Source organism: Pseudomonas veronii, assembly GCF_002028325.1.
Classification (GTDB): domain Bacteria; phylum Pseudomonadota; class Gammaproteobacteria; order Pseudomonadales; family Pseudomonadaceae; genus Aquipseudomonas; species Aquipseudomonas veronii.
Map to the genome: position 1 here is coordinate 5,752,555 of NZ_CP018420.1, position 23,844 is coordinate 5,776,398.

28 protein-coding genes and 2 pseudogenes are annotated in these 23,844 nt (G+C 60.8%); 18 read left to right on the forward strand and 12 right to left on the reverse strand.

The window, feature by feature from the left end; translation table 11 throughout:
- The first annotated feature begins 67 nt into the window (after positions 1–67).
- Positions 68–964: a LysR family transcriptional regulator gene (locus PverR02_RS26370; RefSeq protein ID WP_046382098.1), complete on the forward strand. Its 897-nt coding sequence runs from the start codon at positions 68–70 to the stop codon at positions 962–964.
- Here the strand turns inward: PverR02_RS26370 and PverR02_RS26375 are convergent.
- On the reverse strand, positions 945–1,400 hold the full coding sequence (locus PverR02_RS26375; protein ID WP_017847768.1) for a flavodoxin: 456 nt from the start codon (positions 1,398–1,400) through the stop codon (positions 945–947). The two genes, PverR02_RS26370 and PverR02_RS26375, sit on opposite strands and share 20 nt — an antisense overlap.
- A gap of 129 nt (positions 1,401–1,529) precedes the next feature.
- Here PverR02_RS26375 and PverR02_RS26380 point away from each other — a divergent pair, with 129 nt between their 5' ends.
- Positions 1,530–1,997, forward strand: a complete 468-nt coding sequence (locus tag PverR02_RS26380) for a PAS domain S-box protein (RefSeq protein ID WP_017847767.1) — start codon at positions 1,530–1,532, stop codon at positions 1,995–1,997.
- Positions 1,998–2,057: 60 nt separating this feature from the next.
- Positions 2,058–2,663, forward strand: a complete 606-nt coding sequence (locus PverR02_RS26385; protein WP_017847766.1) for a hypothetical protein — start codon at positions 2,058–2,060, stop codon at positions 2,661–2,663.
- A 3-nt stretch (positions 2,664–2,666) separates the two neighbouring features.
- Here the strand turns inward: PverR02_RS26385 and PverR02_RS26390 are convergent, their stop codons facing one another.
- The gene (locus PverR02_RS26390) at positions 2,667–3,626 is read right to left on the reverse strand and encodes a MerR family transcriptional regulator (RefSeq protein ID WP_079444681.1); all 960 of its coding nucleotides are present in this window, start codon (positions 3,624–3,626) and stop codon (positions 2,667–2,669) included.
- A gap of 217 nt (positions 3,627–3,843) precedes the next feature.
- Between PverR02_RS26390 and PverR02_RS26395 the strand changes: the two genes are divergently transcribed.
- From PverR02_RS26395 to PverR02_RS26420, 6 genes are read left to right on the forward strand one after another with little or no spacing between them, the layout of a single operon-like run.
- Positions 3,844–4,404, forward strand: coding sequence for an antibiotic biosynthesis monooxygenase (locus PverR02_RS26395; RefSeq protein WP_046382095.1), 561 nt, complete (start codon positions 3,844–3,846; stop codon positions 4,402–4,404).
- Between the two features lie 56 nt (positions 4,405–4,460).
- Entirely contained in the window at positions 4,461–5,171 is a 711-nt protein-coding gene (folM, locus tag PverR02_RS26400; protein WP_079444682.1) for a dihydromonapterin reductase, read from the forward strand.
- Positions 5,172–5,191: 20 nt separating this feature from the next.
- Positions 5,192–5,752: a GTP cyclohydrolase I FolE gene (gene folE / locus PverR02_RS26405; RefSeq protein WP_017847762.1), complete on the forward strand. Its 561-nt coding sequence runs from the start codon at positions 5,192–5,194 to the stop codon at positions 5,750–5,752.
- Between the two features lie 2 nt (positions 5,753–5,754).
- The gene (folX, locus tag PverR02_RS26410) at positions 5,755–6,126 is read left to right on the forward strand and encodes a dihydroneopterin triphosphate 2'-epimerase (RefSeq protein WP_026140129.1); all 372 of its coding nucleotides are present in this window, start codon (positions 5,755–5,757) and stop codon (positions 6,124–6,126) included.
- A gap of 22 nt (positions 6,127–6,148) precedes the next feature.
- Entirely contained in the window at positions 6,149–6,445 is a 297-nt protein-coding gene (locus tag PverR02_RS26415) for a DUF1244 domain-containing protein (RefSeq protein ID WP_017847760.1), read from the forward strand.
- Positions 6,438–6,776 carry a HopJ type III effector protein gene (locus PverR02_RS26420; protein ID WP_017847759.1) on the forward strand — a complete coding sequence of 113 codons (339 nt, stop codon included), beginning with the start codon at positions 6,438–6,440 and terminating at the stop codon, positions 6,774–6,776. Before PverR02_RS26415 ends, PverR02_RS26420 begins: the two co-directional genes overlap by 8 nt.
- 209 nt (positions 6,777–6,985) lie before the next feature.
- Here the strand turns inward: PverR02_RS26420 and trxB are convergent, their stop codons facing one another.
- Entirely contained in the window at positions 6,986–7,942 is a 957-nt protein-coding gene (gene trxB, locus PverR02_RS26425) for a thioredoxin-disulfide reductase (RefSeq protein WP_017847758.1), read from the reverse strand.
- A gap of 292 nt (positions 7,943–8,234) precedes the next feature.
- Between trxB and cysZ the strand changes: the two genes are divergently transcribed.
- The 4 genes from cysZ to PverR02_RS26445 all read left to right on the forward strand — a co-directional run bounded on the left by cysZ (position 8,235) and on the right by PverR02_RS26445 (position 11,997).
- On the forward strand, positions 8,235–8,990 hold the full coding sequence (cysZ, locus tag PverR02_RS26430; RefSeq protein WP_017847757.1) for a sulfate transporter CysZ: 756 nt from the start codon (positions 8,235–8,237) through the stop codon (positions 8,988–8,990).
- Between the two features lie 621 nt (positions 8,991–9,611).
- Entirely contained in the window at positions 9,612–10,790 is a 1,179-nt protein-coding gene (locus PverR02_RS26435; RefSeq protein ID WP_017847755.1) for a glycosyltransferase family 4 protein, read from the forward strand.
- Between the two features lie 264 nt (positions 10,791–11,054).
- Positions 11,055–11,576, forward strand: coding sequence for a chromosomal replication initiator protein DnaA (locus PverR02_RS26440; protein WP_079444683.1), 522 nt, complete (start codon positions 11,055–11,057; stop codon positions 11,574–11,576).
- 241 nt (positions 11,577–11,817) lie between these two features.
- Positions 11,818–11,997, forward strand: coding sequence for a hypothetical protein (locus PverR02_RS26445; RefSeq protein ID WP_032804636.1), 180 nt, complete (start codon positions 11,818–11,820; stop codon positions 11,995–11,997).
- 49 nt (positions 11,998–12,046) lie between these two features.
- Here the strand turns inward: PverR02_RS26445 and PverR02_RS26450 are convergent, their stop codons facing one another.
- From PverR02_RS26450 to rplU, 7 genes are all read right to left on the reverse strand, one after another.
- Entirely contained in the window at positions 12,047–13,150 is a 1,104-nt protein-coding gene (locus tag PverR02_RS26450; RefSeq protein WP_017847753.1) for an NADH:flavin oxidoreductase, read from the reverse strand.
- Between the two features lie 219 nt (positions 13,151–13,369).
- On the reverse strand, positions 13,370–13,852 hold the full coding sequence (locus tag PverR02_RS26455; protein ID WP_017847752.1) for a glutathione peroxidase: 483 nt from the start codon (positions 13,850–13,852) through the stop codon (positions 13,370–13,372).
- Positions 13,853–13,953: 101 nt separating this feature from the next.
- Positions 13,954–14,418, reverse strand: coding sequence for a CreA family protein (locus PverR02_RS26460; RefSeq protein ID WP_017847751.1), 465 nt, complete (start codon positions 14,416–14,418; stop codon positions 13,954–13,956).
- A 16-nt stretch (positions 14,419–14,434) separates the two neighbouring features.
- Entirely contained in the window at positions 14,435–15,553 is a 1,119-nt protein-coding gene (gene proB, locus PverR02_RS26465; RefSeq protein ID WP_057005288.1) for a glutamate 5-kinase, read from the reverse strand.
- Between the two features lie 139 nt (positions 15,554–15,692).
- Positions 15,693–16,916: an Obg family GTPase CgtA gene (gene cgtA / locus PverR02_RS26470; RefSeq protein WP_017847749.1), complete on the reverse strand. Its 1,224-nt coding sequence runs from the start codon at positions 16,914–16,916 to the stop codon at positions 15,693–15,695.
- Between the two features lie 193 nt (positions 16,917–17,109).
- Entirely contained in the window at positions 17,110–17,385 is a 276-nt protein-coding gene (gene rpmA / locus PverR02_RS26475) for a 50S ribosomal protein L27 (RefSeq protein ID WP_007901871.1), read from the reverse strand.
- A gap of 34 nt (positions 17,386–17,419) precedes the next feature.
- Complete coding sequence (rplU, locus tag PverR02_RS26480) at positions 17,420–17,734, reverse strand: 50S ribosomal protein L21 (protein ID WP_017847748.1); 315 nt, start codon at positions 17,732–17,734, stop codon at positions 17,420–17,422.
- A gap of 239 nt (positions 17,735–17,973) precedes the next feature.
- Between rplU and PverR02_RS26485 the strand changes: the two genes are divergently transcribed.
- The 3 genes from PverR02_RS26485 (at position 17,974) to PverR02_RS26495 (ending at position 19,896) form a co-directional block, all read left to right on the forward strand.
- A complete protein-coding gene (locus tag PverR02_RS26485) occupies positions 17,974–18,942 on the forward strand; it encodes a polyprenyl synthetase family protein (protein WP_017847747.1) in 969 nt (322 codons plus the stop codon).
- A gap of 196 nt (positions 18,943–19,138) precedes the next feature.
- Positions 19,139–19,480, forward strand: a complete 342-nt coding sequence (locus tag PverR02_RS26490) for a zinc ribbon domain-containing protein YjdM (RefSeq protein ID WP_017847746.1) — start codon at positions 19,139–19,141, stop codon at positions 19,478–19,480.
- Between the two features lie 158 nt (positions 19,481–19,638).
- On the forward strand, positions 19,639–19,896 hold the full coding sequence (locus PverR02_RS26495; RefSeq protein WP_003194088.1) for a PA4570 family protein: 258 nt from the start codon (positions 19,639–19,641) through the stop codon (positions 19,894–19,896).
- Positions 19,897–20,031: 135 nt separating this feature from the next.
- Here the strand turns inward: PverR02_RS26495 and PverR02_RS26500 are convergent, their stop codons facing one another.
- Entirely contained in the window at positions 20,032–20,649 is a 618-nt protein-coding gene (locus PverR02_RS26500) for an FKBP-type peptidyl-prolyl cis-trans isomerase (protein ID WP_017847745.1), read from the reverse strand.
- A 279-nt stretch (positions 20,650–20,928) separates the two neighbouring features.
- Between PverR02_RS26500 and PverR02_RS33205 the strand changes: the two are divergent.
- Positions 20,929–21,993 (forward strand): annotated as a pseudogene (locus PverR02_RS33205) (methyl-accepting chemotaxis protein); the annotation flags it as partial.
- A 258-nt stretch (positions 21,994–22,251) separates the two neighbouring features.
- Positions 22,252–22,848 (forward strand): annotated as a pseudogene (locus PverR02_RS33210) (methyl-accepting chemotaxis protein); the annotation flags it as partial.
- Between the two features lie 605 nt (positions 22,849–23,453).
- On the opposite strand, the gene PverR02_RS26510 reads toward PverR02_RS33210, so the two are convergent.
- The gene (locus PverR02_RS26510; protein WP_017847743.1) at positions 23,454–23,822 is read right to left on the reverse strand and encodes a glyoxalase superfamily protein; all 369 of its coding nucleotides are present in this window, start codon (positions 23,820–23,822) and stop codon (positions 23,454–23,456) included.
- Between the last annotated feature and the right edge of the window lie 22 nt (positions 23,823–23,844).

Consider the following 23,844-nt stretch of genomic DNA (forward strand, 5'->3'; position numbering starts at 1 on the left):
GAGAGAGCGCTTCCATCCCCACAGCGAATTGTTAGACTGCCAACTATTCCAAACTGGAATCGTACCCATGGAATTCAAACAGCTGCGCAGTTTTGTCGAAGTCATCCACCGCGGCGGTTTTACCCAGGCCGGGAAAACCCTGCACATCAGCCAGTCCGCCGTGAGCAAACAGGTCGCACAGCTGGAACACAGCCTGGGCACGCCGTTGCTCGACCGCATCGGCTCGCAGATCCGCCTGACGGCCGCCGGCCAGGTTGTGCTGCAACGCGCCGAAGCCATGCTGCGCCTGCAGAATGAGTTGCTCAGTGAGCTGGACGACATGCAGCACCTGACCCGTGGCGAGTTGCGCCTGGGCTTGCCGCAGTTGGGCGGCGATACGCTGTTTGCCGACTTGTTCGCCGAGTACCGCCGGCGCTATCCGAACGTCACCATCCAGTTGCTGGAGGGCGGCAGTCGCAGTATCGAGCAGGCGATTTTGAGCGGCGAGCTGGAAGTGGGCGGCAGCTTGAAACCCAGCGACCCGGCATTCGCCTGGCAAGACTTCTGCGATGAACCGCTGGATGCCTTGCTGCCGATGAACCACCCCTTGGCACAGAACGCCCAGGTGCGCCTGGAAGAATTGGCAGACACACCGTTCCTGATGTATCAGCGCAGCTTTGTCTTGAACGACCGCTTGACGCAGGCGTGTCAGCGGGTGGGCTTTACGCCGAAGGAAGGAGGCCGCAGCGGCCAGGCGGATTTCCTCGCGGCCCTGGTCGCGGCCGGTCAAGGCGTGGTGCTGTTGCCCAGCGTGGTCGCTCGCGGGCTGGTGCGGCCCGGGGTGGTGCGCCTCACGCTGAAGGCGCCCGACTTCCTGCGCTGGGACATCGCGTTTGTCTGGCGTGAGGGCGCCTATCTGTCGAAAGCCGCCCAGGCCTGGCTGGCGTTGTTGCGGGAGTTTCCGGTCAGCCGCGCAGGGCAGTGATCAACTCCGCCAACCAAGGCTCGGCGTCGGTTTCCGGGGTGACGCTTTCGCTGGCGTCCAGGCGCAGCATCGGCTGCACTTCGCGCACGCCCAACTCACTGAACAGCTCGCGCATGTGCTCGCCGCCGGCGCAGAAGGTATCGCCATAGCTGGCGTCGCCCAGGCCGATGACCGCGCCCGGCAGACCGCGCCAGGCTGCGGGCAACTGGTCGCGAATGCTCGAATACAGCGGTTGCAGGTTGTCCGGCAGTTCGCCCATGCCGGTGGTGGACGTCACCGCCAGCAACGCCTGCGGGGCAAAGGCCAACACGTCCGCCAGGGTCGCGCGCGGGTTGTGCCAGGCCTCGAAGCCGGCCGATGTAAGGATGCCGGCAGCGTGGCGGGCGACTTCTTCAGCCGTGCCGTACACCGAGCCGGAAAGAATGGCGACTCTCATCAATACTGATCCTGTCATTGAGCGAAAGCCTGGGATATTACCAGCTGGGGCAAATATTTCGGCGCGTGCCGTGCAACATTCAAGACTTGCCATAAACTGGCAGTTCAAGCACACGCCAGGGACCGCGCAATGATTAACGCCAAGCTGCTGCAAATGGTCGTCAACGCTTCCAACGACGGGATTGTCGTGGCCGAGCGGGAAGGCCGGGACAAACCGCTGATCTACGTCAACCCGGCATTCGAGCGCCTGACCGGTTACACCCTGGACGACGTCCTGTATCAGGACTGCCGCTTCCTGCAGTCCGGCGACCGTGACCAACCGGCGCTGATGGCCATTCGCGAAGCACTGGACAGCGGCGGCGCCTGCCGGGAAATCCTGCGCAACTATCGCAAGGACGGCAGCCACTTCTGGAACGAGCTGTCGCTTTCAACGGTGTACAACCATGCCGACAAGCAGACCTATTTCGTCGGCGTGCAAAAGGACGTGACCTTGCAGGTCAAGGCCCAGCAGCGCGTCGCGCAATTGGAGGCGGAGTTGGCGCAGGTCAAGGCCGAGCTGGCAGCGATCAAGGCGACGAGCGGATCTAACAAAACTTAGAAAATGATGTCTTTAGAGCGGATAATGGCGTTTTAACACTCTCCCCCTTGAGCAAGATCAATGCAACGCGACGCGCTTCTGACTCAGGACGAGTTGGATTTCATTCAGGACATGCAGCACAACCCCCAACTCAACCTGCGGGATGCATCGTCGAGCCTGACCGTCAACGGCGCTGCGCAGCTTCGCGATTTGCTCACTCGGCTGGCCGCCCACGATCACGTCACCCTCCAGGCGCAATTCGACAACCAGCAACTCACCTTCCCGCTGCAGTTGGTGGAAGACGAGTTTCATGCCGTGCATTTACGCCTGGGCGTGCCAAGCATTTTTGAAGACGGGCCGATGATTCGTCCGTGGCGCCTGGCTCTTGAAACGCCAGTGGCGCTGGAAAATGTCAGGGGCAACCCGAGTGCGCTGTGGGTGCATGAGGTTTCGTTCAAGGGCGTGCTGGTGGAGATCCGTGGCCGGATCAAGACGCCGAAGACCTTTGCCCTGTGGTTCAGCCCTTCCGGCTATGAACGCATTGCACTGCGCGGCACGCTGGAGCGGGAAACCGCACGGGGACTGTTTGCCTATCGCCTGGGCCAGAACAACCCGGATGAGACCGAGCGCCTGCGCCAATTCATCCTGCACCAGCACCGCCTGGTACATCCGCAGATGCACGCCTGATCTTCAGGTATCCAGGTTACCGCTGAGAAATTGCTGCAAGCGCCGTTGCATCAAGCGTCCTTCATTGCCCAGGCAGCCAACGGCGGAGCCCGCCAGATCGGCCTGGGCCAGGTCTGACGCGGCACCGGCAAGAAACAGCGGGCAATCGAGGGTCAACGCCAGGCGGTTCAAACGCCCGGCCAACGCTTGGGTGTGTGAGTAATTGGAGAAGAGGACCAGCGCCTCGGGTTGCGTCTTTTCACACACCAGCGTCAATTCATCGAAAGGCTGACCCATCCCCAGCACCTTCACGGCCAGATCGTCTCGACCGATCAACAGCCCCGCCACCAGCAATTCCAATTTACGGCACTCGCCGGGAATGGCCGCGAGCAACACCCGTGGCGCCGCTGACGCACACGCCAGTTGCAAACGCTGCAACACCCGCACCCGCAGGAAGTTGTCGAAGAACAGCCATTCACTGGCTTGGCCGAAGCGCCCCTGATGACGCAACAGGTCGTTCCAAAGAGGCATCAGGATGTCCTGGAACGCGACGTTGAGCGGGTAGGTGGCGATCACCTGGTTGTACAGTTGCTCCAGTTGACGATCATCGAACGCGCCCACGGCCAGCACCAGGCGCGCCTGCCATTGCGGCCATTCGCCTAGCTCGACCGTGTCGTGTTCGACACGCACGGCGGCAGCCTGCTGATCGTCACGCGCAAGGATCTTGCCCACTTTGCTCACGGCCACGCCACGCTCGATCCAATCGACAATGCGATGAACCGTTTGAATATCGGCCTTGGAGTACAGACGATGCCCGCTTTCGGTGCGCGTGGGTTGAATCAGGCCGTAACGCCGCTCCCAGGCACGCAGGGTGACCGGGTTGATGCCCGTCAATCTCGACACGTCACGAATCGGAAACAACTCATCGGAATCGGCAGGGCTGGGGGCGGTGGATTCGCGAATAGGAGCAATGATTTCGGGCATCAGAGGTCATGAACGTCCGTTTGAAAGTGAGTCCCATTTAACGCCTTTACCGCGATGTATATCAAGGTGTGTACCTATCGGACCAATGCTGCTGGTGTATTTCTGCAAAACAGGAATAATCCTTGCTTACCGATAAAGCGTCGCTGCAACACCCCCGCAGCGTCGTCTGTGCGCCACCTACCCGGTTCAGCGCACCCGTTCTATTTGGAGATACACAATGTCTACCTCACCCGTCACCCTGATGGTTGCGCGCCGCGTGGCCAAGGGCCGCTACGAAGAGTTGATGGCCTGGCTGCGCGAAGGCGAGCGACTGGCCACTGACTTCCCCGGCTACCTGGGCTCCGGCGTCCTCGCACCACCGCCCCTTGATGATGAATTTCAGATTATTTTCCGCTTCGCCGACGAAAAAACCCTGCATGCCTGGGAATTTTCCGCCTCACGCAGCGCGTGGCTGAGCCGGGGCAGCGAGCTGTTTGCCGACCCGTCCGAGCATCGCGTGCGTGGCATCGATGGCTGGTTCGGGGCTGCGGGTACACGGCCGCCGCGCTGGAAACAGGCGGTGGCGATCTGGCTGGCGTTTTTCCCGGTGTCGTTGCTGTTCAACTTCGGCCTGGGGCCATTGCTCGGCGGGCTGGACCTGTTCAGCCGCGTGCTGGTCAGCACCTTGGCGCTCACTCCGCTGATGGTCTACTTGTTCATTCCACTCTCGACCCACCTGCTGGCCAACTGGTTGCACCCTTCGCCGCCACGCGCCAAGGCCAGCGAAGCCGCGGCGTGAGTACAGGGGGGCTCGTCACTGGTATGATTTGACCCTGCCAGCGACTTGAGCCTCCCATGACTGCAACGAACGCCCCGATCCTGATCACCGGCGCCGGCCAGCGCGTCGGCCTGCATTGTGCCGAACGCCTGCTCGACGAGGGCCACTCGGTGCTTTTCAGCTACCGCAGCGAACGCCCCGGCGTGCAGGCGCTACGCGAGCGTGGCGCGATCGGCGTGTTTGCCGACTTCTCCAGCGAAGCCGGGATTCTTGCGTTTATCGCCGAGTTGAAGCGTCATACCCAAAGCCTGCGCGCGATCATCCACAACGCTTCGGCCTGGATCGCGGAAACCCGAGGCGACGAAAGCCGTGCCTTTACCGACATGTTCAGCGTACACATGCTTGCGCCGTACCTGATCAACCTGCATTGTTCACCCTTGCTGCATCGCTCTTCACCCGCCGACATCGTGCATATCAGCGATGATGTGGTGCGCAAGGGCAGCCGCCAGCACATCGCCTACTGCGCCACCAAGGCCGGGCTCGACAGCCTCACGCTGTCGTTTGCCGCGCAGTTTGCGCCGCTGATCAAAGTCAACGGCATCGCCCCGGCGATGGTGATGTTCAACGAAGGCGACGACGCGGCCTACCGTACCCAAGTACTGGCCAAGTCGGCACTGGGCATCGAGCCCGGGCCCGAGGTGATTTACCAGAGCGTGCGTTACCTGCTGGACAACCCCTACGTCACCGGTACCACCCTGACCGTCAACGGTGGGCGGCATATCAAGTAAGCCGTTTGTGAGGATGTTGTATGACCTTATCCCTGCCCCACCACTATCGCGAGATCCTTAAAGGCCTGGGTGAAGACCCGGAACGCGAAGGCCTGCTCGACACCCCCAAGCGTGCCGCCAAAGCCATGCAATACCTGTGTCATGGCTACGAGCAAAACCTCGAAGAGATCGTCAACGGCGCGCTGTTCGCCTCCGACAATGACGAGATGGTGATCCTCAAGGACATCGAACTGTACTCGCTGTGCGAGCACCACCTGCTGCCCTTTATCGGCAAGGCCCATGTGGCCTATATTCCGACCGGCAGGGTGCTGGGCCTGTCGAAGCTGGCGCGCATCGTCGACATGTTCGCGCGGCGCCTGCAGATCCAGGAAAACCTCACGCGGCAAATCGCCGACGCCATCCAGGACGTGACCCAGGCCTCCGGCGTGGCGGTGGTGATCGAAGCCAAGCACATGTGCATGATGATGCGCGGCGTGGAAAAACAGAATTCAACCATGAACACCTCGGTGATGCTCGGCGCGTTCCGCGAGTCGAACACCACGCGCATGGAGTTCCTGCAACTGATTGGACGGAGCAAGTAGCAATGCCACAACTTCAACCAGGCATGGCGCGCATCCGGGTCAAGGACCTGTGCCTGCGCACCTATATCGGCATCAACGAGGATGAAATCCTCAACAAGCAGGATGTGCTGATCAACCTGACCATCCTGTATGCCGCCCAGGACGCCGTGCGCGACAACGATATCGACCACGCGTTGAATTACCGCACCATCACCAAGGCGATCATTGCCCACGTCGAAGGCAACCGCTTCGCCCTGCTGGAGCGCCTGACCCAGGAACTGCTGGACCTGGTGATGAGCAACGAGTCGGTGCTGTACGCCGAAGTCGAAGTGGACAAGCCCCACGCGCTGCGCTTTGCCGAATCGGTTTCGATTACCCTGGCGGCCAGCCGCTAACCCCTGGATTTACGTGAGCCCTATGACCGATCAACAACGCCTCGAACTCGAAGCCGCCGCCTTTCGGCGGCTGGTCGCACACCTGGACAGCCGCAAGGATGTGCAGAATATCGACCTGATGAACCTCGCCGGCTTCTGCCGCAACTGCCTGTCCAAGTGGTACAAGGCCGAGGCCGACGAGCGCCAGATCGCGCTGAGCCTCGATGACGCGCGCGAAGTGGTGTACGGCATGCCGTATGCCGAGTGGAAAGCCCAATACCAGCAAGAAGCCAGCGCCGAACAACAGGCGGCGTTCGCCAAAGGAAAACCCCATGACTGACCTGAACACCCTGCGCGCCAGCCTCGACAGCGGCGAACATCTCTTCGCCGACACCTTGGCCTTCGTTGCCGCCGGTTACGACTACCAGCCGCAAGCCTTCACCAACGGCACCGTGGAAAACGCCGCCGGGCAGAACGAAGGTTCGTGCAAGACCCTGGGCCTGGCCTTGCTGGAAGGGTTGAGCGACCAGCACGCCTTGTTGGCGTTTGGCGAGCATTACCGTTCGGTGGTCGCCACGCCTGAGGGCAGTGACCATGGCAATATTCGGGCGTTGATCGCGCACGGGTTGGCGGGTGTGAAGTTTGACCAGCAACCTCTGACTCGCCGCTGATCCAACGTGCAAACCCGATTTAATGTGGGAGCTGGCTTGCCTGCGATGGCGGCGGTAAATCCTGCATAGACGTTGGCTGACACACCGCTATCGCAGGCAAGCCAGCTCCCACAGTGATTGGATTACCAAATTGAGATAGCGATGGATCATCAAATCCCGCGCAAAAAAAACCGGCTTTCGCCGGTTTTTTCATTTCAGCGGGTTCAGACCTAAGCGTTCTGCAAACCGTCGAGGTAACGCTCGGCATCCAGGGCCGCCATGCAACCGGCGCCGGCCGAGGTGATGGCCTGGCGGTACACGTGGTCAGCCACGTCACCGGCGGCGAAGATGCCTTCGATGTTGGTCGCCGTGGCATTGCCTTCGCGACCGCCCTGCACCACCAGGTAACCGTCTTTGGCGTCCAGCACGCCTTCGAACAGCGAAGTGTTCGGCGTGTGGCCGATGGCGATGAACACGCCGTCGACTGTCAGCTCGTCGAAGCTGCCGTCGTTGTTTTTCAGGCGCGCACCGGTCACGCCCATGTTGTCGCCGAGGACTTCATCCAGGGTGGCGTTGAGCTTGAGGATGATCTTGCCTTCAGCCACACGCGCGTGCAGCTTGTCGATCAGGATCTTCTCGGCGCGGAAGGTTTCGCGACGGTGAATCAGGGTCACGGTGCTGGCGATGTTGGCCAGGTACAGCGCCTCTTCCACGGCCGTGTTGCCACCGCCGACCACGGCGACCGGCTTGTTGCGGTAGAAGAAACCGTCGCACGTCGCGCAGGCGGACACGCCCTTGCCCATGAACGCTTCTTCCGACGGCAGGCCCAGGTAACGGGCGCTGGCGCCGGTCGCGATGATCAGCGCGTCACAGGTGTAGACGCCGCTGTCGCCGGTCAGGCTGTAAGGCTTTTTCGAGAAGTCGACCTGGTTGATGTGGTCAAACACGATCTCGGTTTCGAAGCGCTCGGCGTGCTCTTTCATACGCTCCATCAGCACCGGGCCGGTCAGACCGTGGACGTCGCCCGGCCAGTTGTCGACTTCAGTGGTGGTGGTCAACTGACCGCCCGCCTGCATGCCGGTGATCAGCAGTGGCTTGAGGTTGGCTCGGGCAGCGTAGACGGCAGCGCTGTAACCGGCAGGGCCGGAACCGAGAATAATCACTCGCGAATGACGGGTATCAGACATGACTCGCTCCTGTCGACCGCCCGGACAACAAGGCGGCTGGAATAAAAAAGGACCGCGAAGCACTTGGGGAAGGCTTGAACTCGCAGATCCTGAAAATAATGGGTGCAGCGTATAGAGGGGGGCAAGATTAAGGAAATACGGAATAACAATCCAGCTCATAGGCAGTATCTATGCAGCAGGCCCAACTGATCGACGCGTTTGTTTCTGCTGATGTCCTGGCATTGCGCGTGCTTTCGTCCTGAAGGCAAAGCCGGTAAGGTCGGCGCGTTCGTCATTCTGCTCGGAGTTCTCCATGCCCGCCCCTGTTCTTTCCGGTCCGCAATACCTGCGTGAAGGCCTCAAACTGGTGTTGAGCCCCGGCCTGCGCCTGTTTGTGCTGCTGCCGCTGGCGATCAACCTGGTGCTGTTCGTCGGCCTGATCTATTTCGCCGGCCATCAGTTCAGCCTGTGGGTCGACGCGTTGATGCCGACGCTGCCCGGCTGGCTGAGTTTCCTCAGCTATATCCTGTGGCCGCTGTTCGTGGTGCTGGTGGTGTTGATGGTGTTTTTCACCTTCACCATGCTCGCCAATGTCATCGCTGCGCCGTTCAACGGTTTTCTCGCGGAGAAAGTTGAAGTGGTGGTGCGTGGCACCGACGATTTCCCGCCGTTCAGTTGGGCCGAGCTGGTGGCGATGGTCCCGCGCACCCTGGCGCGGGAGATGCGCAAGCTGGGCTACTTCCTGCCGCGGGCCATCGGCCTGTTTATCCTGTCGTTCATTCCGGTGGTCAACCTGATCGCCGCGCCGTTGTGGCTGCTGTTCGGCGTGTGGATGATGGCGATCCAATACATCGACTACCCGGCCGACAACCACAAGCTGGGCTGGAACGAAATGCTCGCCTGGCTGCGCCAGAAACGCTGGCAGAGCATGAGCTTCGGCGGCAGCGTCTACCTGGTGCTGCTGGTGCCGGTGGTCAACCTGCTGATGATGCCGGCGGCGGTGGCCGGGGCGACGTTGTTCTGGGTGCGCGAGCAAGGTGCCGAGACGGCGTTGAACACACCGCGATAACGGTACGCTGGCCGGTCGACCGGTGCCGGAACTGATTGTTTTTTGAGGCCACACAACCTGAGCCGACCTTGGGGCAACCGAGGTCGGCAATCAAACCCGTGACAACAGGAGCCTCACAATGATCAGCACGCTTCCCAACCTGCCAACAAACACAGGACTCAGGATCGACCCGCCTCCCAGCGGGCCACCCCGCACCCCACCCAGCGTCCCGCCATCAAAACCAGGACCCAGGTTCGGGCCAATGCTTCCCGACTTTCCATCCAGGGACCAGAATACAAAACCACCAGGCAGGCCCGGCCCGCTTCCCGACTTTCAATCCAGGGACCAGAATACAAAACCAACAGACAGTAGCTCGATCAGCGTACCCCCAAACGCGAACGGGACTCTGAACCCTGGCGACCGTGAATTCGGCCCGCAAAATAAAGTGCTCGGTGTGCAAGATACGAGCTATGTCACGCCGTCTAAAATCACCTTCTGAGCCCCCCAGGCCAGCGATCTGCACAGAGCCGAAGGGCTCTGTGCTTAAAGGATTGGCGCATTGCCGCCTGCCGCCAATGCCCGTCATAAATCCATCATCTGTATGACACATCGGCGACACAGCCCACAGCGACACTGTGGGTCATGACGACAGCTTCGCTTCACATCACTCTGATTACCGAAACCTTCCCGCCAGAGATCAACGGGGTGGCCAATACATTGGGTCGCCTGTGCGAGGGTTTGCGCGCGCGCGGCCATCAGGTCGAACTGGTGCGCCCGCGCCAAGGCATTGACCAAAGCCGCCCCAGCGACAACGAATTGCTGCTGTGCCGCGGTTGGCCGTTGCCCGGCTATCCAGGCCTGCAATGGGGCCAGTCGTCGATGCACAAGCTGCTGCGCCGCTGGACACGCCAACGCCCGGATGTGCTGTACATCGCCACAGAAGGACCGCTCGGGTTGTCGGCACTACGTGCAGCGCGTCGCTTGGGGATCAGCGTGGTCAGCGGTTTTCACACCAATTTCCAGCAGTACTCGAACCAGTACGGCCTGAGCATGTTGAGCCGCGTGGTCACGCACTACCTGCGCTGGTTTCATAACCGCTCGACCTTGACCCTGGTACCCAGCGCCAGCCAACGCCTGGAGCTGGAGCGCCGCCACTTCGAACGCCTGGGGATGTTGTCGCGCGGGGTCGACAGCCAGTTGTTCCACCCGGCCAAGCGCGATAACGCCTTGCGCGAAAGCTGGGGCCTGGGCAATGACGATATTGCAGTGCTGCACGTCGGGCGCCTGGCGCAGGAAAAGAACCTGGGCATGCTCAAGCGCTGCTTCGATGCCTTGCGCAGTACTTATCCACAGCGTCGCCTGCAACTGATCGTGGTCGGCGACGGACCGCAACGCGCGCTGCTCGAGCACGACCTGCCGCACGCCATATTCTGCGGCACCCAGCGCGGCGAAGAACTGGCGCGACACTACGCCTCGGGAGACCTGTTCCTGTTTCCCAGCCTGACCGAAACCTTCGGCAACGTGGTGTTGGAAGCCATGGCCTCCGGACTCGCGGTGGTGGCATATGACCAGGCGGCCGCAACCCAGCATATCCGCCACGGTTACAACGGCGTGCTGGCGATGCCCGGCGATGAGGAAGCGTTCTGCGACGCGGCCAATTGGCTGCTGGAAGATCGCGAACATTTGCGCAGGGCCCGCCTCAATGCGCGCCATCATGCCAGTCACCAGGGCTGGCCGGCGATCATCGAGCAGTTCGAGAACCAGTTACGCGATGTGTGCGCAGAACCGTTGGCCGCTCCAACGCAGCCTTATGTTCGTTGAACGATCTGCGAATAACGTCAGTTAGTTCGCCTTCCCTCCAGACTTCCCCCTGAATAACGGCTTCATCATTAGGATTTTTTACCTGAAGCCATCGGAGTCGGCGCGCCACAACAGGATATTTCCGGAACGTCGCGCGATTTATCGCCACCTACATGACACCTGCCAAGGAAGAGGTGTCTGTCTCTGGACGCACTCAAAAAAGGCAGGTCATTCATGATGAAACATTAATTAGAGAGCACTATGTCGACACTGATAAATGGATCAATGGCGCTGCGATTCCAACCGTTCAACACGCCCACTCAAGGGCCGACAGACACCTGCCCATCCAACAGCGCCCAGTACGATCACGGACGACCGTCACACCAACAACCCTATAACGCGAACCACGGCTGGAACCGCCCGCAGCCGGCACGTCCGGGCAACCAGTGGCAACGCCCGCAACCGTCGCACCCTGGAAACGATTGGCAGCCGCCGCAGAACGACTGGCAGCGCCCGCCACAGAACGGCGGCTATCGCCCGCAACCCACGCGCCCTGGAAACAACTGGCAGCCGCCGCAGAATGACTGGCAACGCCCGCCACAGAACGGCGGCTATCGCCCGCAACCCACACACCCTGGAAACAACTGGCAGCCGCCGCAGAATCAATGGGAACGTCCGCACAACGGCGGCGGCTATCGCCCACAGTTCACTGACCGCCCGTCAACGCATGACGGTCAAGCATCCTACGCCACCACGCAATATGCAGCGGTCCATTCCGAACCGGCGGAAGATGCCTACTACGGTTAATCCGGATAGGCCAACAACAAGACAATAGGCCTTGAAAAACCCAACGCGCTGAAAACCGGCGGGAGGCCGGGCGCTGTCTACCCGGCCTCCCGCCCGAGCTAGCGGACCGTGTTGCACACCGATTGCCATAGGTTGCGCAAGGTTTACTCGATATTTCCCCCTGGAACGGCGAACGGTGGATGACCAATCATTGATACCTGCTGCTAACGCAGGTCCCTTAGATCAATGGAGACCCTGAGATATGGCAATTTACGGAATGGGAGTGCGCAATGGCATCAACATGCCAACCGCAGAGTGGACGCGTCAGCAACAATGGCTGGATCAGTCTCGAGCAGCACCGCCCACTTATGACCAGGCTGCGCGCCAAGACGGGCACAAGACCGATCACCGCCAGGAGCTGCGCAAGTCAGTAGAGTATTGACCGCTCCAACTGAACAGCTCCCGGTGGCAACCACCGGGAGCCCGGCCCGTTACACCAGGGTCGTCAACGCCTCACGACTGAACGGCAGGATGTCGCCCTCGCGGTGTTCGCGGACCTTCACCGCCCAATCCGGGTCCACCAGCAGGGCACGGCCGACGGCGACCAGATCAAACTCATCGTTGTTCAAACGCTCCAGCAGCTTCTCCAGGCTGGCCGGTTGCGCAACCTTGTCAGTGTTAACCATAAACTGCAGGAACTCGCCATCCAGGCCGACGCTGCCGACAGTGATGGTCGGCTTGCCGGTGAGCTGGCGGGTCCAGCCGGCCAGGTTGAGGTTGGAACCTTCGAACTCCGGCTCCCAGAAGCGCCGGGTGGAGCAGTGGAAAATATCCACGCCGGCGTCGGACAGCGGCTTGAGAAACTCGCCCAAAGCCTCGGGGGTTTGCACCAGGCGCGCGGTGTAGTCCTGCTGCTTCCACTGGGAAAAACGCAGGATGATCGGAAAATCCGGGCCGACGGCGGCACGGATGGCCTGGATCAGTTCGATGGCAAAACGCGAACGGTTGGCCAGGCTGCCGCCGTATTCGTCGCTGCGCTGGTTGCTGCCTTCCCAGAAGAACTGGTCCACCAGGTAACCATGGGCGCCGTGGATCTCCACGCCGTCCATGCCGATGCGCTGGGCGTCCCTGGCCGCCTGGGCGAAGGCGGCAATCACGTCCTTGATGTCCTGATGGGTCATGCCGTGGACAACCACGTTGCCATCCTTGAGTTTTTCCATCGGTCCGTAGGCCGGTACGCTGGCATCCGGCTCGGTACCGATGCGGCGCACGCTGCCCACATGCCACAACTGCGGGACGATTTTGCCGCCTTCGGCATGCACGGCATCGACCACTTTCTTCCAGCCCGCCAGCGCCGCTTCACCATAGAAGTGCGGGACATTGGGATAGCCGTTGGACGCCGGGTGATCGACCACGGTGCCTTCGGTGATGATCAGGCCCACACCCGCCGCAGCACGGCGGCGGTAGTACTCGATGACTTTGGAATTGGGGACGCCGCCCGGGGAAAACGAACGGGTCATCGGCGCCATTACCACACGACTCGACAGTTGCAGCGTTCCGAGGTGGAACGGTTTGAACAAGGCTTGGACAGGCATGGCAACACTCCACGAAAGACGGTTTTTATGATGCCGATAATATGGCGCGTGCAGCGTGCTGAGTAGCACTATTGATCAGGGTGATTAAGGCTTAGAAATGCCGGACACCTGTAGGAGCGAGCTGGCTCGCGAAAATCGTCAACGATAACGCGTTCATACTGGATCAACGCGGTGCGCCTGGATTTTTCGCGAGCATGCTCACGCCTACAGGTCAGGGGATCAGCTCAGGGCTTTTTCGATGGCCTGGACGACGGCCGGATCATCCGGTGCCGTTCGCGGCGAGAAACGCGCAAGCACCCGCCCGTCTTTGCCCAGCAGAAATTTCTCGAAGTTCCAGGTGATGTCCCCGGGGAACTCGGCGCCCTCGCCCGCCAATAAGCGGTACAACTGGTGACGCTCAGGGCCGTTCACATCGAGTTTACTGCCCAGCGGAAAGCTCACCCCGTAATTGAGGCTGCAGAATTCCTGGATGTCTTTCTCGGTCCCCGGTTCCTGGCCCGCAAACTGGTTGCAGGGCAGGCCGAGTACGGTAAACCCCTGGTCCTTGTACTGCTGATAGAGGTTTTCCAACGCCGCGTATTGCGGGGTCAAGCCACATTTGGAGGCCACGTTGACCACCAGCACAACTTTGCCCTTGAAGGGCGCCAGTGGCAGCTCTTGTCCGTCCAACGCTTTGAGTTTCAGGTCGTGGAAAGCACTCATGACGAACTCCAGATATCCCATGTTCTTTGCATTGCGGCTCTTCGAGATTACAACCCGCAAGCCTGCAATCATAGACGCCGATTACAAAACTCGCCTGCGGATCACTGCGCGGTCGGCCACGGCAAAATCGGAATCGCGGTAACGGCGTTCTGCGGGCTGCCTTCGATCAGGCGGTCGCTGTAGACCAGGTACACCAGGGTATTGCGCTTCTTGTCGAGGAAGCGCACCACCTGCATGGTCTTGAACACCAGCGACGTGCGTTCCTTGAACACTTCGTCGCCATCCTTGAGTTCTCCCTTGAAGCGGATCGGCCCGACCTGGCGACAGGCAATCGACGCCTCGGAGCGGTCTTCGGCCAGGCCCAGGCCGCCTTTGACGCCGCCGGTCTTGGCACGGGACAGGTAGCAGGTCACGCCATCGACCTTGGGGTCGTCGAAGGCTTCGACCACGATCCGGTCGTTGGGGCCGACAAACTTGAACACCGTCGACACCTGGCCGATCTCTTCGGCCGACGCCAGCAACGGCATGGCCAACAGCAGGCCGAGCAATCCCTTCATCACACGCATCGTGTATTCCTTTCGTTTAAACCAGAATCAGGTTGTCGCGGTGGACCAGTTCCGGTTCCGCCATGTAACCCAACAGACCGACAATCGCCTCAGACGACTGCCCGATGATTTTCTGCGCTTCCAACGCGCTGTAGTTGGCCAGGCCGCGGGCGATCTCACGACCGTCCGGCGCCACGCACACCACCATCTCGCCACGGCGGAAGCTGCCCTGCACCAACTTGACGCCCACCGGCAGCAGGCTCTTGTGACCCAGGGACAACGCCGCCACGGCACCATCGTCGAGCACCAGGGTGCCGCGGGTCTGCAAATGCCCGGCCAGCCACTGCTTGCGCGCGGCCAGCATGCCGCGTTCCGGCGACAGCAGCGTACCGATGCGCTCACCGGCCTTGAGGCGGTCGAGCACGCGCTCCAGGCGCCCGCCGACGATGATCGTGTGGGCACCGGAACGCGCCGCCAGGCGCGCCGCACGCAGCTTGGTCTGCATGCCGCCACGGCCCAGCGCGCCGCCGACGCTGCCGGCCACGGCGTCCAGCGCGGGGTCATCGGCGCGGGCTTCGTAGATCAATTTGGCGTCGGGGTTGGTGCGCGGGTCGGCGTCGAACATACCGTCACGGTCGGTGAGGATCACCAACAGGTCGGCTTCCACCAGGTTGGCCACCAGAGCGGCCAGGGTGTCGTTGTCGCCGAAACGGATTTCGTCGGTGACCACCGTGTCGTTTTCGTTGATCACCGGGATCGCCTTGAGCTCCACCAGCGCGCGCAACGTACTGCGGGCGTTGAGGTAGCGCTTGCGGTCGGACAGGTCGTCGTGGGTCAGCAGGATCTGCGCGGTGTGAAGGCCGTGCTCGGCGAAGCTGGATTCCCAGGCTTGCACCAGGCCCATCTGACCAATGGCGGCAGCGGCTTGCAGTTCATGCATCGCGCTGGGTCGCGCGGTCCAGCCGAGGCGGCTCATCCCGGCGGCAACCGCTCCGGACGAGACCAGCACCAACTCGACGCCGGCCTCATGCAAGGCCACCATCTGCTCGACCCACACGCTCATGGCTGCGCGATCCAGCCCTTTGCCATCCGCCGTCAGCAACGCACTTCCGATCTTTACGACCCAGCGCTGCGCACCTGTCACTTTGCTCCGCATCATCTTCAACCTTAGTTAGAGGGCGGGACGCGACCCAGCGCCGCCCATAACGTTATTCGTGACTACATTCGTGACTGCAGGTATCCCCAGATACCAAAACGCCGCTCGAGTGAGCGGCGCTTAAGTTTACTGCAACGAATCAGTCGCGCACGTAAATGATTTCCGGACCGTCTTCATCATCCACGTCTTCTTCGTCCCAATCATCGTCGCCGATGTCATGGACCGACTTCACGCCGCTGCGGCGCAAGGCACGCTGGTCGTCCAGGGCTTGCAGCTGGGCGCGGGCTTCGTCTTCGATGCGCTGGTCGAGCTCGGCGAGTTCGGCCTTGAACACCGGGTCGGCCGCCAGGCGGTCGGCGCGGTCTTCCAGGTAACGCATGATGTCGCGGGTCAGGCGCTCGGTGCCTTCTTTGGCGATGGCCGAGATCACGTAGACCGGACCGGTCCACTCCAGGCGATCGACGATTTCCTTGACGCGCTCCTCGTGCTCTTCCTCGAGGATCTGGTCGCACTTGTTCAGCACCAGCCAGCGATCACGCTCAGCCAGGGACGGGCTGAACTTGGTCAGTTCGTTGACGATCACTTCGGCGGCGTCCGGTGCGCTGGTGTCATCCAGCGGCGCCATGTCGACGAGGTGCAGCAGCAAACGGGTACGCGACAAGTGCTTGAGGAAACGGATACCCAGGCCCGCACCTTCGGAAGCCCCTTCGATCAGGCCGGGAATGTCGGCGATCACGAAGCTTTTCCAACGGTCGACGCTGACCACGCCCAGGTTTGGCACCAGGGTGGTGAACGGGTAGTCGGCGACTTTCGGCTTGGCGGCCGAGACCGAGCGGATGAAGGTACTTTTGCCGGCGTTCGGCAGGCCCAACAGGCCCACGTCGGCCAGTACTTTCATTTCCAGCTTGAGGTCACGCTGCTCGCCCGGCTTGCCTGGCGTGGTCTGGCGTGGCGCACGGTTGGTACTGGACTTGAAACGGGTGTTACCCAGACCGTGCCAGCCGCCCTGCACAACCATCAGCTTCTGGCCGGCCTTGGTCAGGTCGCCGATCACTTCCTGGGTCGCGGAGTCGATGATCGTGGTGCCGACCGGTACGCGCAGCACCATGTCTTCACCTTTTTTACCGGTGCAATCGGTGCTGCCGCCGTTGGAACCACGCTCGGCATCGAAGTGCCGGGTGTAACGGTAGTCCACCAGGGTGTTGAGGTTTTCGTCGGCCATCATGTAGATGGAACCGCCGTCACCGCCGTCACCGCCGTTGGGGCCACCGTTTTCGATGAATTTTTCGCGACGGAAACTCATGCAACCGTTACCGCCGTCGCCTGCTTTTACTCGGATGGAAACTTCATCAACGAACTTCATAACAAAACGCCTCTCGCCGCACGGACGAGCTTAAGAAACCAAGACATAAGACTCTTGCAAAAATGAGCGCAGCGACCTCAATCAACGACCGCGAATCCAGCGCTTGAGCTCATTACAAACAGCTTTGCAAGAGACTCACTCCACAAACGAAAAAGCCCCGTCGCGAGACAGGGCTTTTCCAGCAACTACGTAATTATGCCGCGACGACGTCAGTCTTCGGGACGATGCTCACGTAACGGCGACCGAAGGCGCCTTTTACTTCGAACTTGATCACGCCGTCGATTTTAGCGAACAGAGTGTGATCTTTACCCATGCCAACACCGTAACCGGCGTGGAATTGGGTGCCGCGCTGACGCACGATGATGTTGCCCGGAATGATAACCTGGCCGCCATACATCTTCACGCCAAGGCGTTTGGCTTCTGAGTCGCGACCGTTACGGGTACTACCACCAGCTTTTTTGTGTGCCATGAGTCAATTCTCCTAGTGAGGAATTAGGCTGAAATTAAGCCTGAATACCGGTGATTTTGATCTCGGTGTACCACTGGCGGTGGCCCATACGCTTCATGTGGTGCTTACGACGACGGAACTTGATGATGCGGACTTTATCGTGACGACCTTGGGAGATCACTTCAGCCACAACGGTAGCGCCAGCAACAACTGGAGCGCCAATGTTCACGTCATCGCCATTGGCGACCAACAGAACGCGATCAAAAGTCACGGAGTCGCCGGTAGCGAGTTCCAGTTTTTCGATCTTCAGGTATTCACCTGGGGCGACCTTGTATTGCTTGCCACCAGTAACAATTACTGCGTACGACATGGTATTTCTCCGATAATCCTGCTCACCCAGCGCTTTATAAGAAGAGGTATTGGCTGGCATGGCTGCATGGGATGGACGTCCCGAATGCAATTGCGTAAGGCAGGTGCTGCCCAGGAAGTTCAGGGTGCGCGATTGTACGCAAGGCGCGGATACGTTGCAAGAGGCCGTCTATCGCGCCTTGACACTGCGGGGTCAGGGTCCTAGCATGCCGCGCAACCCTTCTGGAGCGACTGTCGCTGATGCAACCCCAAGCTTTCTACCGCGCGGTCGCGGACGATTTTAGCGCCGTCGACGGCATCATCAAGCAGCAGCTGACGTCTAAAGTGCCGCTGGTCTCCAAAATTGGCGACTACATTACGTCGGCGGGCGGTAAACGCCTGCGTCCTTTATTAGTGTTGCTGTGCGGCAAGGCCCTGGGCCGCGAAGGCGATGACCTGCGCCTGCTGGCCGCCACCATCGAGTTCCTGCACACCGCGACCCTGCTGCATGACGACGTGGTCGACATGTCCGGCATGCGCCGTGGTCGCGAGACCGCCAACGCGATGTGGGGCAACGCCCCGAGCGTGCTGGTCGGCGACTTCCTGTACTCGCGCTCGTTCGAAATGATGGTCGAACTGGGCTCGATGCCGGTGATGAAGATTCTTTCACAGGCCACGCGCATCATCGCCGAAGGCGAAGTGTTGCAGTTGTCGAAGGTGCGTGACGCCAGCACCACCGAAGAAACCTACATGGAAGTGATTCGCGGCAAAACCGCGATGCTCTTCGAAGCCTCGACCCACAGCGCCGCCGCCCTGTGCCAAGCCACGGCCGAGCAGGCCGAAGCCCTGCGCACCTTCGGCGACCACCTGGGCGTGGCGTTCCAACTGGTGGACGACCTGCTCGACTACCGTGGCGACGCCGAGACCCTGGGCAAGAACGTCGGCGACGACCTGGCCGAGGGCAAGCCGACCTTGCCGCTGATCTACACCATGCGCGAAGGCACGCCGGAACAGGCGGCCCTGGTACGCAAGGCGATCCAGAAAGGCGGGATCGAAGACCTGGAAAGCATCCGCGCCGCCGTGGAAGCCTCCGGCGCCCTGGACTACACCGCCCACTTGGCGCGTGACTACGTGGCCCGTGCGATCAAGTGCCTGGACGCCCTCCCCGCCAGCGAATACCGGGACGCCCTGGTCGAGCTGAGCGAGTTCGCGGTCGCGCGCACGCACTAGAAATACCAAATGTGGGAGGGGGCTTGCCCCCGATAGCGGTGGATCAGTCAACTTATGCTTAGACTGAAATACCGCCATCGGGGGCAAGCCCCCTCCCACATTTAGTTTGTATTACCAATCCAAGACCGCGCCCTGTCTTCCTACAATTCCCTATATAATGTGCGACTTTAGCCATCCTGACCTTTAAGGAGCTTTAGTGAGCACGTTGCCACCCTGCCCGAAATGCAATTCCGAATTCACCTACGAAGACGGCGCCCAACTGATCTGCCCGGAATGCGCCCATGAGTGGTCCGCCACTGGCGAGGCCGAAGTGGCCAGCGATGAAACCGTGAAGAAAGACTCTGTAGGCAACGTCCTGCAGGACGGCGACACCATCACCGTGATCAAAGACCTCAAGGTCAAGGGCACCTCCCTGGTGGTCAAGGTCGGCACCAAGGTCAAGAACATCCGCCTGTGCGACGGCGACCACGATATCGACTGCAAGATCGACGGTATCGGCCCGATGAAACTCAAGTCCGAGTTCGTCCGCAAGGTCTGATCCTGCTGCTTCCATCCCGCGCCCGCCGCGGGATGGCGTTTCGCCCTGGCTGTTGATCCCTCGCACGACCCACGCAGAAAAATCCGCAAACCGCCAATAGGCACTTGCTATTCTACGAATAAGAATTATTCTCATTGAAACCCATCAAGGAGAATGACATGACTTATTTGATAGATGCTTGGCTGGACCGCCCACACCCTTACCTGCGCATACTCCATCGGGAAACCGGGGAAGTCTGTGCGGTGCTGGAGGAAGAAGCGCTGAACGAACTGCAGGACCAGGGCGACCTGGACGTGAATGGCCTGAGTTCCAGTGAACCCGGTGTACTGAAGGAAGTGGTGCGCAACCTGTTTCTGTTCTGCTATGCCCGAGCATTGCGCCCGGCGACGGAACTCAATGGCAAGTTTCACCCATGAGCGACCGCGCAAAACCCTGTAGGAGCGAGCTTGCTCGCGAAGAACGCACAAGCAACGCGTTCATCCAGGATGCTCGCGTCATCGTTGACGTTTGTCGCAAGCAAGCTCGTTCCTACAGGTAATCAAAAGCAGGTCTTACAGAACGTCGAGCAGCTCGACGTCGAATACCAGAACGCTGTGCGGCGGAATGCTGCCAACGCCTTGAGCGCCGTAAGCCAGTTCGCTCGGCACGAACAGGCGCCATTTGCTGCCGGCATTCATCAGTTGCAGGGCTTCGGTCCAGCCGGCGATCACGCCGCCAACCGGGAATTCTGCAGGCTGGCCGCGCTCGTAGGAGCTGTCGAACACCGTGCCGTCGATCAGGGTGCCGTGGTAGTGAGTACGCACTTGGTCTTCACGGGTCGGCTTGGCGCCTTCACCGGCAGTCAGCACTTCGAATTGCAGGCCGGAAGCCAGAGTGGTGATGCCGTCACGCTTGGCGTTTTCCGCCAGGAACGCCAGGCCCTCGCCTGCAGCCGCTTCCGCCTTGGCAGCCGCTTCGGCTTGCATGATTTCGCGGATGACCTTGAAGCTCGCGGCCATTTGCTCTTGATCAACACGGCTTGGCTTGCCGGCGAACGCGTCGGTCAGGCCGGCCAGGATTGCGTCCAGGCTCACGCCCGGTGGCGGGTTGTCGCGCAGTTGGTCGCCCAACTGACGGCCGATACCGTAGCTGACGCGGGTTTCGTCGGTGGACAGATTAACTTCGGACATGAAGAGGCTCCGCTGTAGGGCAGCGCTGAAAACACGGTTTTCCCGCACCGCCCAGAACTAAAAGGGCCAGCAGACTAGCACAGAATGCGCGTGCGGAATGAGCCCCGCCCACGTCATGCCTGCCTGGCGCCGATGCTCGGTGATGCAGGGTCCCGTACATCGCGCGGACTAATTAATCGTTTCAGTTTCCCCTGCGCCCGCCGATATGGCCTAAACACCTTGGCTGGCTCAAACAACAACACCGTCCAGCAGACAAACATCATTTTTGCGGAGCACTCGATGAACAGCTGGTTCGGTAACATCAGCGTCAACCTCAAACTGGGCCTGGGCTTCGGCCTGGTGCTTGTCCTCACCTCGATCCTGGCGCTGACCGGCTGGACCAGCCTCGGCGGCCTGATCGACCGTAGCAACTGGATGAGCGACATCACCCAGCTCAACGCCTCCCTGACCAAGCTGCGCATCGTGCGCCTGCAATACATGCTGGCCAACGGCGATGAAAGCGTGGCGCAGAACGTACAAACCAGCCTGGATGCCTTCGTCGCCCAGCAGCAAAAACTCCTGGACAGCTTCAAGAGCCCGGACAACGTCAAACTGCTCAACGAGCAGAAAACCGTCATCACGGCGTATCAGCAATCGCTGAACAAAATGCGTGAGGCCTACCGTGCCGGCAATGCTGCGCGCCAGGTCATGGGCGATAAGGCCGACATCGCCAACGCCCAGATCGACGCACTGGACAGCAGTGTGCAGCAGACGCCCGACAACCCCGAGCGCTTCACCCAGTACCAGGCCGTGACTCATGCCAAACAAGAGTTCCAGTTGGCCCGCTACGAAGTGCGCGGCTACACCGGCAACGTCAACGCCGACACCGAAGCCCGCGCCGCCGCCCAGATCGAAAAAGCCATCAACGGCTTGAAAGGCCTCGGCGCGGCGTTCGGCGGCAGCCAACAGGTCGCGCTCAGCGCCCTGGAAAGCGCGCTCGGCGCCTATCGCAGTGCAGTGCAGAACTACAAGGCGGCTAACGCCAATATCGTCGCCGCGCGCGCCGAAATGACCACCCAAGGGGCGGATATCGTCACCATCAGCGATAAGCTCTACGACATCCAGCTCGCCCGCCGCGACGCCGAAAGCGCCCAAGCCCGCAGCCTGCAATTGATCAGCACGCTGCTCGCGTTACTGGTCGGCATCGTCGCGGCACTGGTGATCACCCGCCAGATCACACGCCCGATCCAGGAAACCCTGGCCGTGGTCGAACGCATTGCCTCCGGCGACCTGAGCCACAATATCCAGGTCACCCGCCGCGATGAGCTGGGCGTACTGCAACAAGGCATCCAGCGCATGGGCACGACCCTGCGCGAGTTGATCAGCGGCATTCGTGACGGCGTGACCCAGATCGCCAGCGCCGCCGAAGAGTTGTCGGCCGTGACCGAGCAGACCAGCGCCGGGGTGAACAGCCAGAAGATCGAAACCGATCAAGTCGCCACCGCCATGCACGAAATGACCGCCACCGTGCAGGAAGTCGCACGCAACGCCGAGCAAGCCTCCCGGGCCGCTGCCGATGCCGATGGCCAAGCCCGCGCAGGCGACAAGGTGGTGGCCGAAGCCATCGCCCAGATCGAACGCCTGGCCGCCGAAGTGGCGCGTTCCACCGACGCCATGAGCCATCTGCAACAAGAGAGCAACAAAATCGGCAGCGTGATGGACGTGATCAAGGCCGTGGCCGAGCAGACCAACCTGCTCGCGCTCAACGCCGCGATTGAAGCGGCGCGTGCCGGTGAAGCCGGTCGCGGCTTTGCCGTCGTCGCCGACGAAGTGCGTGGCCTGGCCCAGCGCACGCAGAAATCCACCGAAGAAATCGAAGGCCTGGTGGCCGGCTTGCAGAACGGCACCCAGCAGGTGGCCGTGGTGATGAACAACAGCCGCAACCTCACCGACAGCAGCGTCGAACTGACGCGCAAGGCCGGCGTATCCCTGGAAAACATCACCCGCACGGTGTCGAACATCCAGTCGATGAACCAGCAGATCGCAGCGGCAGCCGAAGAGCAAAGCGCCGTGGCCGAAGAAATCAGCCGCAGCATCATCAACGTGCGTGACGTGTCGGAACAGACCGCCACCGCGAGTGACGAGACGGCCAAGTCGAGTGTGGAACTGGCGCGCTTGGGCAGCCAGTTGCAGCAGATGGTCAGCCACTTCCGGGTGTAAAAACCAAAAAGCCGCCTCGGTCTGCACCGGGGCGGCTCCACTTCTCAGACCTTAGCGGTCATCGAAGCTGTCTCGCAGGAATGTCCATGCGTGATAAACACGCAAGGCATTCATGACGAGGTTCCACGCACGTCGTGCAAACTTAGACATACTCGGCCCTCCATGAGTTGGGCCTTACCTCCAGCGCACTTACCGGAACATGTGAGCCTTTGGACGCACGTCAGTGCTCCTGTGAGGCGGCTGGGTTTATGGTCCTCTTGCATGAATCCGGCACGGATTACTAGCCCGTGGCAGTCGGTCCAAAATTAGCGCGCGAACCCAGCCAACCTACCTCACGATGAACGCAGAACGAGGGCGATACTAGCTCAGTCCCCTACGCCAAGGTGTGACAAGCAACGGCCAATTCCCCTTAAAAGTTGTTGCTGTTTTTTGCGGGGCTCAAGTGAAAGACCACCTATCGTCAGGCCTTGCATAAAGCCCCGAAGCGGCAGTAGTATCGCCAACACGTCAGTGCTTCCTGTGAGATCGCAACCCCAGCCGCAAACCGGGTTTGCACAAAAAAACCGCCCTACTAAGGCGGTTTTTTATTGCCTGCGATTTACCCCTCAGCCCTCGCCTTCCTCGACAAACACCAGCCGATTGCCAAACGGATCGTGGATGCTCATCTCCCGCGAACCCCAGGGCATTTCTTCAACGCCTGGCTTGGCAAAACGATAGTCCTTGCCCTGCAATTGCTGCTGATAGGCGTCTACACCCTGCGCCTGAATCCGCACCGCCGCACCCGGCGATGCATCGCCATGGTGCTCGGACAAATGCAGCACGCACTCACCCAACGACACCTGCAGGTACAACGGAAAATTCGCCTCGAAGCGATGTTGCCAATCGACCTTGAACCCAAGGAAGTCGACATAAAACTCCAACGCCTTGGCCTCGTCGAAAATCCGCAGGATGGGGGTGACTTTTCCTAAGTGCATGGCAACCGCTCCGTGTGTAAGA

Coding starts and splice junctions, on each gene's coding strand:
- PverR02_RS26485 (WP_017847747.1), top strand. CDS start 17,974: ATGCAACCCCAAGCTTTCTACCGCGCGGTCGCGGACGATTTTAGCGCC.
- PverR02_RS26495 (WP_003194088.1), top strand. CDS start 19,639: ATGACTTATTTGATAGATGCTTGGCTGGACCGCCCACACCCTTACCTG.
- PverR02_RS26415 (WP_017847760.1), top strand. CDS start 6,149: ATGACCGATCAACAACGCCTCGAACTCGAAGCCGCCGCCTTTCGGCGG.
- rpmA (WP_007901871.1), bottom strand. CDS start 17,385: ATGGCACACAAAAAAGCTGGTGGTAGTACCCGTAACGGTCGCGACTCA.
- PverR02_RS26370 (WP_046382098.1), top strand. CDS start 68: ATGGAATTCAAACAGCTGCGCAGTTTTGTCGAAGTCATCCACCGCGGC.
- PverR02_RS26420 (WP_017847759.1), top strand. CDS start 6,438: ATGACTGACCTGAACACCCTGCGCGCCAGCCTCGACAGCGGCGAACAT.
- PverR02_RS26445 (WP_032804636.1), top strand. CDS start 11,818: ATGGCAATTTACGGAATGGGAGTGCGCAATGGCATCAACATGCCAACC.
- PverR02_RS26500 (WP_017847745.1), bottom strand. CDS start 20,649: ATGTCCGAAGTTAATCTGTCCACCGACGAAACCCGCGTCAGCTACGGT.
- PverR02_RS26440 (WP_079444683.1), top strand. CDS start 11,055: ATGGCGCTGCGATTCCAACCGTTCAACACGCCCACTCAAGGGCCGACA.
- PverR02_RS26385 (WP_017847766.1), top strand. CDS start 2,058: ATGCAACGCGACGCGCTTCTGACTCAGGACGAGTTGGATTTCATTCAG.
- folM (WP_079444682.1), top strand. CDS start 4,461: ATGACTGCAACGAACGCCCCGATCCTGATCACCGGCGCCGGCCAGCGC.
- folX (WP_026140129.1), top strand. CDS start 5,755: ATGCCACAACTTCAACCAGGCATGGCGCGCATCCGGGTCAAGGACCTG.
- folE (WP_017847762.1), top strand. CDS start 5,192: ATGACCTTATCCCTGCCCCACCACTATCGCGAGATCCTTAAAGGCCTG.
- PverR02_RS26380 (WP_017847767.1), top strand. CDS start 1,530: ATGATTAACGCCAAGCTGCTGCAAATGGTCGTCAACGCTTCCAACGAC.
- cgtA (WP_017847749.1), bottom strand. CDS start 16,916: ATGAAGTTCGTTGATGAAGTTTCCATCCGAGTAAAAGCAGGCGACGGC.
- PverR02_RS26395 (WP_046382095.1), top strand. CDS start 3,844: ATGTCTACCTCACCCGTCACCCTGATGGTTGCGCGCCGCGTGGCCAAG.
- PverR02_RS26390 (WP_079444681.1), bottom strand. CDS start 3,626: ATGCCCGAAATCATTGCTCCTATTCGCGAATCCACCGCCCCCAGCCCT.
- PverR02_RS26510 (WP_017847743.1), bottom strand. CDS start 23,822: ATGCACTTAGGAAAAGTCACCCCCATCCTGCGGATTTTCGACGAGGCC.
- cysZ (WP_017847757.1), top strand. CDS start 8,235: ATGCCCGCCCCTGTTCTTTCCGGTCCGCAATACCTGCGTGAAGGCCTC.
- trxB (WP_017847758.1), bottom strand. CDS start 7,942: ATGTCTGATACCCGTCATTCGCGAGTGATTATTCTCGGTTCCGGCCCT.
- proB (WP_057005288.1), bottom strand. CDS start 15,553: ATGCGGAGCAAAGTGACAGGTGCGCAGCGCTGGGTCGTAAAGATCGGA.
- PverR02_RS26460 (WP_017847751.1), bottom strand. CDS start 14,418: ATGCGTGTGATGAAGGGATTGCTCGGCCTGCTGTTGGCCATGCCGTTG.
- PverR02_RS26450 (WP_017847753.1), bottom strand. CDS start 13,150: ATGCCTGTCCAAGCCTTGTTCAAACCGTTCCACCTCGGAACGCTGCAA.
- PverR02_RS26435 (WP_017847755.1), top strand. CDS start 9,612: ATGACGACAGCTTCGCTTCACATCACTCTGATTACCGAAACCTTCCCG.
- rplU (WP_017847748.1), bottom strand. CDS start 17,734: ATGTCGTACGCAGTAATTGTTACTGGTGGCAAGCAATACAAGGTCGCC.
- PverR02_RS26455 (WP_017847752.1), bottom strand. CDS start 13,852: ATGAGTGCTTTCCACGACCTGAAACTCAAAGCGTTGGACGGACAAGAG.
- PverR02_RS26375 (WP_017847768.1), bottom strand. CDS start 1,400: ATGAGAGTCGCCATTCTTTCCGGCTCGGTGTACGGCACGGCTGAAGAA.